Source organism: Streptomyces sp. NPDC102274, from assembly GCF_044766385.1.
Taxonomy (GTDB): Bacteria; Actinomycetota; Actinomycetes; order Streptomycetales; family Streptomycetaceae; genus Streptomyces.
The window spans coordinates 168,284-175,939 of the sequence record NZ_JBIWLW010000013.1 but is presented as its reverse complement, the minus strand read 5'-3'; the positions used below and the strand labels follow the sequence as shown (position 1 = coordinate 175,939).

Annotated in this window: 6 protein-coding genes; 5 read left to right on the top strand and 1 reads right to left on the bottom strand. The window is 67.9% G+C overall.

Annotated elements, in window-relative coordinates; translation table 11 throughout:
* Window positions 1-184 precede the first annotated feature (184 nt).
* Complete coding sequence (locus tag ACIRQP_RS19950) at window positions 185-1,216, bottom strand: GDP-mannose 4,6-dehydratase (protein ID WP_382880216.1); 1,032 nt, start codon at window positions 1,214-1,216, stop codon at window positions 185-187.
* 275 nt (window positions 1,217-1,491) lie between these two features.
* On the opposite strand from ACIRQP_RS19950, the gene ACIRQP_RS19945 reads away from it, so the two are divergent.
* The 5 genes from ACIRQP_RS19945 (at window position 1,492) to ACIRQP_RS19925 (ending at window position 7,573) form a co-directional block, all read left to right on the top strand.
* On the top strand, window positions 1,492-3,258 hold the full coding sequence (locus ACIRQP_RS19945) for an ABC transporter ATP-binding protein (RefSeq protein ID WP_403891588.1): 1,767 nt from the start codon (window positions 1,492-1,494) through the stop codon (window positions 3,256-3,258).
* Window positions 3,227-5,101 carry an ABC transporter ATP-binding protein gene (locus tag ACIRQP_RS19940; RefSeq protein WP_403891586.1) on the top strand — a complete coding sequence of 625 codons (1,875 nt, stop codon included), beginning with the start codon at window positions 3,227-3,229 and terminating at the stop codon, window positions 5,099-5,101. Before ACIRQP_RS19945 ends, ACIRQP_RS19940 begins: the two co-directional genes overlap by 32 nt.
* 64 nt (window positions 5,102-5,165) lie before the next feature.
* Entirely contained in the window at window positions 5,166-6,014 is an 849-nt protein-coding gene (locus ACIRQP_RS19935) for a metallophosphoesterase family protein (RefSeq protein WP_403891583.1), read from the top strand.
* Between the two features lie 8 nt (window positions 6,015-6,022).
* The gene (locus ACIRQP_RS19930; RefSeq protein WP_403891580.1) at window positions 6,023-6,697 is read left to right on the top strand and encodes a 4'-phosphopantetheinyl transferase; all 675 of its coding nucleotides are present in this window, start codon (window positions 6,023-6,025) and stop codon (window positions 6,695-6,697) included.
* A gap of 75 nt (window positions 6,698-6,772) precedes the next feature.
* Window positions 6,773-7,573: an SGNH/GDSL hydrolase family protein gene (locus ACIRQP_RS19925; RefSeq protein ID WP_403891577.1), complete on the top strand. Its 801-nt coding sequence runs from the start codon at window positions 6,773-6,775 to the stop codon at window positions 7,571-7,573.
* Window positions 7,574-7,656: the final 83 nt, after the last annotated feature.

Below are 7,656 nucleotides of genomic sequence, written 5' to 3'. Positions count from 1 at the left end.
CTCAACTCAACCCATCTCGACAGCCAGCGGCCGAACATGAATCACGCGGGGCATCTCGCGCTCGCCGTGCAATGCGAAAAATAGAAAGCCACATGGCTTCGCAGCCATTTAGCGGGAAGCCATGTGGCGAGTGTCGTACGGACCGCTACGGGAATTCCCTAGTTCTCCGCGGCCCTTCGTTCCACTACCAGTTGGAGGCCAGCAGAAGGTCCCCGTATTCGTGTTCCCGGGAGACCTGATTCAGATCGGCGTCGACCATCATGTGCATCAGTTCGGGGAAGTCGACGCTGGGCTTCCAGCCCAGCTTGGTACGGGCGTGCTCGCTGTCCGCGCAGAGGATCTCCACCTCGGCGGGGCGGACCAGCTCGGGGTCGATGACGACGTAGTCCTGCCAGTCCAGGCCCACGTGTTCGAAGGCGATGCGCACCGCGTCCCGCACCGAGTGCATGGTGCCGCTGCCCACCACGTAGTCGTCCGGCTCGTCGGGCTGGAGCATGAGGTGCATGGCGCGCACATAGTCGCCGGCGAAGCCCCAGTCACGTACCGCGTCGAGGTTTCCGAGGTGCAGCTTGTCCTGGAGTCCGAGCTTGATCCGGGCGACGGCGAGGGAGATCTTCCGGGTCACGAACTCCGAGCCGCGGCGGGGGGATTCGTGGTTGAAGAGCATCCCGGAAACGGCGTACATCCCGAAGGACTCACGGTAGTTGCGGGTGATGAAGTGCCCGTACGCCTTCGCGGCGCCGTACGGGCTGCGCGGGTGGAACAGCGTCGTCTCACGCTGCGGAGTCTCGGCGGCCTTGCCGAACATCTCCGAGGAAGACGCCTGGTAGAAGCGGATCTGGCCGTTTCCCGCGGTGCGCGAGCTGTTCAGGCCGCTCACCATCCGGATCGCCTCGAGGACGCGGAGCACGCCCATGCCGTTGACCTCGGTGACGAGTTCGGCCTGCTGCCAGGACATCGGCACGAACGAGATCGCGCCGAGGTTGTACACCTCGTCCGGCTGCACGGTGTCGACGGCGGAGACCAGACTGCCCTGGTCCATCAGGTCCCCGTCCACGAACGAGAGTTCGGAGACGAGCCGGCTGACCCGGGACTTTCGCGGGTTGGCCTGTCCTCGGATCAATCCCCAAACCTGGTAGCCCTGTGACAGGAGATGCTCGGCCAGATAAGAACCGTCCTGCCCGGTAATTCCGGTGATCAGCGCACGCTTGGTCATACCAACCCCTTCTCGACCACGGAGAGACCGCCCAAACGCAGAGCCCGGTCGACGACCTTGCATCGAATACGCTTCTGTCCGGACGATAGACATCGGCACGCTCGCAAGCCTCCGACCACGGTGTCAAGAAAACCCGTGCTTACTAGGGAATTCCCGAGTCAGAGACCCGTCAGGAAGGCGCGGAGAGGCGGAACACTAGTAATTTTCGGGACCGCGATGCGGTGCACTGTGTGCGTCGGCGTTCGGGCCGGCTCTGTCAACCGGAGCGTCTTTCCGTGCTGTTCAGACTTCTTCGTACCCATGTGCGCCCGTACCGGCGAGCCGCTGCCCTGCTGGTCCTCCTGCAACTGATCCAGATCCTCGGCACACTGCTGCTGCCGACGCTCGGCGCCGCCCTGATCGACAACGGTGTCGTCGCACGGGACAGCGGCTATGTCTCGCGGCTCGGGATGGTCATGGTCGCGGTGGCGCTGGTCCAGGTCGCCGCGGCGATCGGCGCGGCGTTCCTGGCCTCCCGTACCGCGATGGCGATGGGACGCGACATCCGCTCGGTCGTCTTCCGCCGGGTGCTGGACTTCTCCGCCCGGGAGGTGGGCCGCTTCGGTACGCCGTCGCTGCTGACCCGGACGGTCAACGACGTGCAGCAGGTGCAGACGCTGACGCAGTCGGGCTTCGGCATCGTCGTGGCCGCGCCCCTGATGTGTCTGGGCAGCGTCGTGCTGGCGCTCCAGCAGGACGTTCCACTGGCGCTGATCCTGGTGGTCCTCGTCGTGGTCGTCGCCGTGGCGTTCGGGCTGCTGCTGGCCCGGATGGGCGTGTTCTACGAGCGGATGCAGACGTATCTCGACCGGCTCGGCCGGTTGCTGCGGGAGCAGATCACCGGCGTGCGCGTGGTGCGTTCCTTCGTACGGGACGGCTACGAGCGCGAGCGGTTCGCCCGGACGAGCACGGAGCTGTTCGAGGTCGCGCGGCGGGTCGGCCGGCTCATCGCGTCGATGCTGCCCGTGGTGCTGCTGCTGATGAACGGGTTCATGGTCGCCATCCTCTGGGTCGGTGCCCACCGGATCGACAGCGGGGCGATGCGGATCGGCGCGCTCAGCGCCTTCCTCAGCTATCTCTCGCTGATTCTCATGTCGGTCGTGATGGTCGCGTTCGTGTTCCTGTCGGTACCGCGCGCGAAGGTCTCAGCCGGGCGTATCCAGGAGATCCTGGCGACGCCGACGAGTGTCACCCCACCGTCCGAGCCGGTGGGGGCCGCGCCGGACGCCGTCGGCCGACTGGAGCTGCGCGGGGCGGAGTTCCGCTATCCGGGCGCCGAGAAGCCGGTGCTCCAGGGGATCGATCTGACCGCGGGCCCCGGGGAGAGCGTGGCGATCCTCGGCTCCACCGGCAGCGGCAAGACGACGCTGCTCAATCTCGTCCTGCGGCTGTTCGACGCCACCGAGGGGTCGGTACGGGTCAACGGCGTCGACGTACGGCGGCTGGACCCCGACGTCCTCAGCGGGGCCGTCGGGTTCGTACCGCAGAAGCCGTATCTGTTCTCCGGGACCGTCGCGACCAACCTCCGCTTCGGGAACCCGGACGCGACCGACGACGAGCTGTGGCACGCCCTGCGGATCGCCCAGGCCGCCGAGTTCGTCGCGCGTATGCCCGACGGGCTGGACGCCGAGATCTCCCAGGGCGGCACGAATGTCTCGGGCGGCCAGCGCCAGCGGCTCGCCATCGCGCGCACCCTGCTGCGCCGTCCCGCCGTCTATCTCTTCGACGACTGCTTCTCCGCGCTGGACTACGCCACGGACGCCGCGCTGCGCACCGCGATGGCGCCGGAGATCGCGGCGTCGACCGTGATCACCGTCGCGCAGCGGGTCGCCACCGTGCGGTACGCCGACCGCATCGTGGTCCTCGACGGCGGACGCGTCGGCGGCACCGGCACCCATGACGAACTTCTGCGCGACAGCGCCACCTACCGCGAGATCGCTCTCTCCCAGCTCACCGAGGAGGAGACCGTTCATGGTCTCGCCGGCCAGTCCCAGCCCCACTGAACCCCGCGGGCCCGGCCGCCGGCTCCTCGGACTGCTCCGGCCGCACCGCCCCCGGATCGCCGTCGCCCTCCTGGTGGGCATCGGCGGGATCACACTCAACGCGTTCGGTCCGCTCCTGCTCGGCAGGGCCACGGACCTGATCGTGGACGGCCTGCTGGACGGCTCGGGCGACGCGTCGCCGGGGGTCGCCACCGCGGGCGTCGACTTCGGCGCGGTCGGGCGGGTACTGCTGCTCCTGCTCGTCCTGTATGTCGCGGCGTCACTGTTCATGCTGGCGCAGGGCAGGCTGGTCGCGGCCGTCGTCCAGCGGGTGGTCTTCGATCTGCGGGAGAGGGCGGAGGAGAAGCTCGGACGGCTGCCGCTGCGCTACTTCGACCGCAATCCGGCGGGCGAGGTGCTGAGCCGTACGACCAACGATGTCGACAACCTCCAGCAGACCCTTCAGCAGACCCTCGCCGAGCTGATCACCTCGGTGTTCTCCATCGTCACCATGCTCATCCTGATGCTGGTGATCTCGCCGTCCCTGGCGCTGATCATGCTGGCGAGTGTGCCGGTGTCGGGGGTGCTCGCCGCGTGGATAAGCAAGCGCGCCCAGCCCCGGTTCACCGAGCAGTGGGCCGCCACCGGCTCGATGAACGCGCAGGTGGAGGAGGTCTATACGGGCCACTCACTGATCAAGGGCTTCGGCAGGCGCGAGCAGGCCGAGCGGCGGTTCGACGCGCACAACGACGCGCTGTTCCGGGCGGGCGCCAAGGCCCAGTTCGCCTCGGGCACCATCGAGCCCGCCATGATGTTCATCGCCAACCTCGGCTATGTGGCGGTGGCGGTGGCGGGCGCGTGGAAGGTGGTGAGCGGCACGCTGACGCTCGGGGACGTACAGGCGTTCATCCTGTACTCCCGGCAGTTCAGCCAGCCGATCGTGCAGGTCGCCAGTGTGGCCGGCCGTCTGCAGTCCGGAATCGCCTCCGCCGCGCGCGTCTTCACCCTGCTCGACGCGGAGGAACAGGGGCCCGACCCGAAGCATCCGGTCCGGCCCGAACGGGTCACCGGACGGGTGGAATTCGACCGTGTGAGCTTCCGCTACTCCCCCGAGACGCCGCTCATCGAGGATCTCTCCCTGACCGTGGAACCCGGCAGTACGGTCGCGATCGTCGGCCCGACCGGGGCCGGCAAGACCACACTGGGCAATCTCCTCATGCGGTTCTACGAGGTGGACGAGGGCCGGATCCTGCTCGACGGCACGGACACCGCGACGATGACCCGCGACGATCTGCGCGCGCAGTTCGGTCTGGTGCTCCAGGACACCTGGCTGTTCGGCGGCACGATCGCCGAGAACATCGCGTACGGCCACGCCGGGGCCACCCGTGCGGAGATCGTCGCCGCCGCGAGCGCCACCTGCGCGGATCGCTTCATCCGTACGCTGCCGGACGGCTACGACACCGTGCTGGACGACGAGTCGGCCGGCGTGAGCGCGGGCGAGAAGCAGCTGATCACGGTCGCCAGGGCGTTTCTCGCCCAGCCCGCCGTGCTGGTGCTCGACGAGGCGACGAGCTCCGTCGACACCCGTACCGAAGTACTGATCCAGCGCGCGATGAACACCCTTCGCGCGGGCAGGACCAGCTTCGTCATCGCGCACCGGCTGTCCACCATCCGCGACGCCGACGTCATCGTCGTCATGGAGTCGGGGCGCATCGTGGAGCGCGGCACCCACGACGAACTGATCCGGGAACAGGGCGCCTACGCGCGGCTGCACGCCGCCCGCGCCCATGGCTCCCCAGGCCGGCCGCCAAAGGTGAGCGGCCGGTTGCCGGTGGCCGACTCGTCGCCGCCCGCTTCCGCGTAGTCTCGAAGGGTCAGCGCACCGGTCCGACCACCGGCGTTCGAGCCCGACCGATAAGGACGGTATTGTGCCCGACGGAAAACTCCTCGCCGTCAGCGATCTGCATGTCGTGTACGACGAGAACCGCGCACTGGTCGAGGAACTGCGCCCGGCCTCGGACGACGACTGGCTGATCGTCGCGGGTGATGTCGCCGAGAAATACACCGATATCGAGTGGGCTCTGCGGCTGCTCAGTGAGCGGTTCGCGAAGGTGATCTGGGCTCCGGGCAATCATGAACTGTGGACCCATCCGCAGGATCCGTGCGATCTGCGCGGCGAGAAGCGCTATCTCCACCTGGTGGAGCTGTGCCGGGGGCTGGGCATCGCCACTCCGGAGGACCCCTATCCCGTCTGGCGTGGCGCCGGGGGGCCGGTGGCGGTCGCTCCGCTGTTCGTGCTCTACGACTACTCGTTCCGGGCGCCCGGTGCCACCACGACGGAGGAGTCGCTGCGGCTGGCCCATGAGGCGGGCGTGGTCTGCTCCGACGAATACTTCCTGCACTCCGAGCCGTTCGCGGGCCGGGACGCCTGGTGCTGGTCGCGGGTCGAGGAGACCGAGCGCCGGCTGTCGGCCGTCGACCCGTCCCTGCGTACGGTTCTGGTCAATCACTTCCCGCTGGTCCGTGACCCCACCCGCGTTCTGTACTACCCGGAGTTCGCGCAGTGGTGCGGCACGGAACTGACCGCCGACTGGCATGTGCGCTTCCGTGCCGCCGCCGTGGTCTACGGCCATCTGCACATCCCCCGGGTCACCTGGCACGACGAGGTGCGCTTCGAGGAGGTGTCGATCGGCTATCCGCGCGAGTGGCGCAAACGCCCGCCCCGGGAGCCGTTGCGCCAGATCCTGCCCGAGCCGGCCGGACAGGCCGCCCGGTGATCGGGGAGGTGCTGCCCGCCGCGGTCGCCGCCGAGGCGGCCTACGACGACGGCGGACGCGAGCCGGGCGAAGAGCTGTTCCCGCAGGAGAAGGCGTTGGTGGCGAACGCGGTTCCCAAGCGGCAGCGGGAGTTCACCACCGTGCGGTTCCTGGCCCGGCGCGCGATGCGCCGTCTCGGTCATCGGCCCGTACCGCTGCTGCCCAACCGGCGGGGGGCGCCGCAATGGCCGGAAGGCATCGTCGGAAGCATGACGCACTGCGACGGCTACCGCGCCGCGGTCGTGGCCAGGTCCGAGGGGACGGCGGCGCTCGGTATCGACGCGGAGCCCGACGCGCCGCTGCCCGAGGGTGTGCTGGATGTCATCGCGCTGCCGGCCGAGCGGACGCGCATCACGTCGCTGACCGTGAGTCACCCCGGAATCAGCTATGACCGGCTGATTTTCAGCGCCAAGGAGAGCGTTTTCAAGGTGTGGTATCCACTCACCGGGCGCGAACTCGACTTCTCCGAGGCGGAAATCGACATCGACCCGGTCGAACGGACCTTTCAGGCAAGGCTTCTGGTACCGGGCCCCTTCGTGAACGACCGTCATATCGGTGAATTCCAGGGCCGCTGGATCGCGGAACGCGGTCTGGTGGCCACCGCGATCCATCTGGCATCTGAATCGTCATCAGTTTTTCATTGAATCCATCGTCACTTGCCGCCGTGAACTGCTATCCAAGTGGAGTCCATGTCCCCCCACTCCTGGAGAAGCATCTCCGTGCGTTCAATAAAGGCACTGTTCGCCGTTCTTCTGGCAATCGTCGCGGCGGCCTCGATGTCGCCCTCCGCCTACGCGGCCGACGGTAAGTACGTGGCGCTGGGCGACTCGTACGCGGTCGCTCCGGGTACCCGTACCTACGACGACCCCAACGACGCGTGCCGCCGGGGCCCGCTGACCTACCCGCGGCTGTGGGCGGCTCAGCACAGCTCGGTGGCGTTCGTCGAGGCGTCGTGTTCCGGAGCGACCACGACCGATGTGATCAACTCCCAGATACCGCAGCTCACCGCGGACACCACACTGGTGACGCTGCAGGTCGGCGGCAATGACGTCGGGTTCGTCGATGTACTGACGAACTGCATCCTCACGATCGAGGACCGTGACTGCATCAACGGGGTCGAGGCGGCCAAGCAGGCGGCGCAGTCCGTCCTGTCCCCCGCGCTCGCGCAGACCTACGGGGCGGTGCGCGCCGCCGCGCCCAACGCGAGAGTCGTCGTCGTCGGATATCCCCGGCTCTACACCATCGGGGGCAACTGCGGCATATTCGGGCTGAGCGACGCCGAGCGTACCGCGATGAACTCCGCGGCCGACGCCCTGGCCTCCGTCATGTCCAGCCGTGCGGCGGCCGCCGGTTTCGAATTCCTCGACGCACGGCCGGTATTCGACCCGCACACGATCTGCTCGTCCGGTTCCACCTGGGTCACCAGCCTGGAATGGGACAAGATCAACGAGTCCTACCACCCGAACGCCGCGGGTCACCGCGACGGTTATCTGGCCGCTCTGAACGCCCTCACCGGCTGACGGAGCGACCGGCCGACCGGTCAACGGACTGATTAAGTGGGGGTGTTCCGCTTCATTCGGCGGAACACCCCCACTGCCGTTTC